Below are 2,255 nucleotides of genomic sequence, written 5' to 3' on the forward strand. Positions count from 1 at the left end.
GTCAGGCAATGCATTCGATGGCAATATGTGTCTTTCGTTTCCAATTAGCGGAGGATCTATTTCCAAGACAGGATTAGACGCTTCGAAAGAGTATAAAGTGTCAATGTGGTATTATGATCAGGGAGGACTTCCTGGAAGTGGCTTTGTTGCTATTCAGAGAAAAGGGGGATGGACTTTATATGAAAAAACTATAACAGGGCTTACCTCTTTTGAATATACAAATTTCAATTGCAAGCTAGACAATATTTCTTTATGTCCGGTTGATGCTCAAATGACGGTATATTCCTATAAGCCGTCTGTGGGGATGCGAAGCCAGACTGATGCCGTCGGAATAACAACCTACTACGACTATGACAGATTTCAGCGTCTATGGCGGATCAAAGACCAGAACGGCAAAGTGCTGAAAGAATATAATTATCACTATAAGCAATAATAAACCAATAAGACATTTAAGATTAATATGAAAACACTGATCATTTTTTTAGCCTTTTTAGCGGGATATCTTCTCACCTCCCCAGCCCTTCATGCCCAAACCCGTCCCGACAGTATCCGCGCCCGGCAGCGGGTGCAGAGCACCACTGAGCAGAAACGCACCCAGCTCAACTACTACAAGCGCACCCTGAAAGTCGATTCGGTCAAAGCAGAGCAGGTAACCAAAATACAATCCGACTACAAAGACTCCATGAAAGCCCTGGAGGCCGACAAGAGCCTGAACGACGATGCCCGCAGGTCGCACATCAAAGCCCTGATCGCAGAACGTAACCGGAAGCTGGCCGACATTCTGGACCCTCAGCAGCAGGCCAGGATCATCCCATCCACCGAGCGGCAACAAGCCGCAGAAGAAAAAAAAGACTAACACACTATTAAGCCAGTCAGCCATGACCCGACCTTTAAAAAGTAAGATCCTGTCAGGGCGGGGGATGTACCCCGTCCTGATGTCCCTTCTTTTGCTGATCAGTCATTCCGTTCTCGGCCAGAACGGAGTCGACATGTACGATGCCATTGACGCCGGAACATTCTCGGCCTGTGGCGTCAATCAGTTCAGTGATACCCATAACAACTCCTATTATGGCGGAGTCTACTATTACGATAACTATAATGCCTCCGTTAACGGCAACCAGTATGAAGGGCAGTCCAGCCCCGACGTATGGTACATGCTGAATATATCCGGCTATACGGATCTCACGGTCTCCCTGTGCGGGAGCAGCCTGGACACCTATCTGCACCTGCTTGACGCAGGCGGCAATGAGATAATGAGTAACGACGATTACTGTGGATTTTCTTCGCAGCTTAACTATTCAGGTCTGTCAGACGGCACCTATTATGTAGTAGTCGAAGGGTATAGCAGTTCCACGGGCGATTATACTCTGAACATCAGCAGCCCCTCTACGGGATCGGCCCCAACAGGGGCCAATATGTATAATCCCATCGTGGCCGGGACTTACAGCAGTTCAGGGTACTATACCCATACCATGAGTAACGCCGATCCCTGTCTGGGCAATGACATGGGGCAGCCCAGCAACGATATCTATTACCAGTTTACCCTGACCGGTACGGCAACCGTCACCCTGTCGCACTGCGGCAGTACGCTCGATACCTATCTGTACCTGCTGAACAGCTCCGGCGGATTGATCAACCAGAACGATGATAACAGCGAGCTGGAGTGCCCCGGCAGCCAGTCCTGGCTCCAGACCACCCTTTCCGCCGGCACCTATTACGTGGTGTCCGAAGGCTACGGTTCCGGTACCGGCAATATCACCACCAATATCCGGGTCAGCATGGGTCCGTCCACCCCGGTGATCGCCTACACGTTCCCCTCCGAAGTCACCTCCGGCAGTCCTGTCTCCGTCAATGTTACCAATACCGGGGCAGCCACTGTTTCCGGCCAGACCACCAGCACCTATGCCGGGACCGGTACCGCCGGATACACCAATAGTTCCGCCCTGTCCTCCACTTTCAATAACCCTCTGGCCGTCGTGGCCGATGCTTCGGGAAATATCTATGTCGCCGATGCCGGCAACAATGTAGTCCGTAAGATCACCCCCGGAGGCACCGTCAGCACCCTTGCCGGAGCCGGCTATTCCGGCTATGCAGAAGGTACCGGATCAGGCGCCCAGTTTAAACTGCCCTCCGCATTGGTGATCGATGCCTCCGGTAACCTGATCGTCACCGACCAGCAGAACCACCGGATCCGGAAGATCAGCCCCTCCGGCAGCACCAGCCTGTTTGCCGGCAGCGGCACAGCAGGCTTTGCC

General features: G+C 52.2%; 2 protein-coding genes and 1 pseudogene. All 3 read left to right on the forward strand.

The genetic code is table 11. From position 1 onward, the window contains the following. A pseudogene (locus tag DDR33_RS26120) lies at positions 1-433 on the forward strand (hypothetical protein); the annotation flags it as partial. Between the two features lie 27 nt (positions 434-460). Next, entirely contained in the window at positions 461-856 is a 396-nt protein-coding gene (locus DDR33_RS24640; protein WP_109418456.1) for a hypothetical protein, read from the forward strand. A gap of 22 nt (positions 857-878) precedes the next feature. Then, positions 879-2,255, forward strand: a 1,377-nt coding sequence (locus DDR33_RS24645; protein ID WP_146198867.1) for a pre-peptidase C-terminal domain-containing protein, incomplete at its 3' end; no start/stop codon positions are given.

Source organism: Pararcticibacter amylolyticus (assembly GCF_003130405.1).
Lineage (GTDB): Bacteria > Bacteroidota > Bacteroidia > Sphingobacteriales > Sphingobacteriaceae > Arcticibacter > Arcticibacter amylolyticus.

Excerpts from the sequence above, each read along its gene's own strand:
- DDR33_RS24640 (WP_109418456.1), top strand. The coding sequence starts at position 461 with ATGAAAACACTGATCATTTTTTTAGCCTTTTTAGCGGGATATCTTCTC.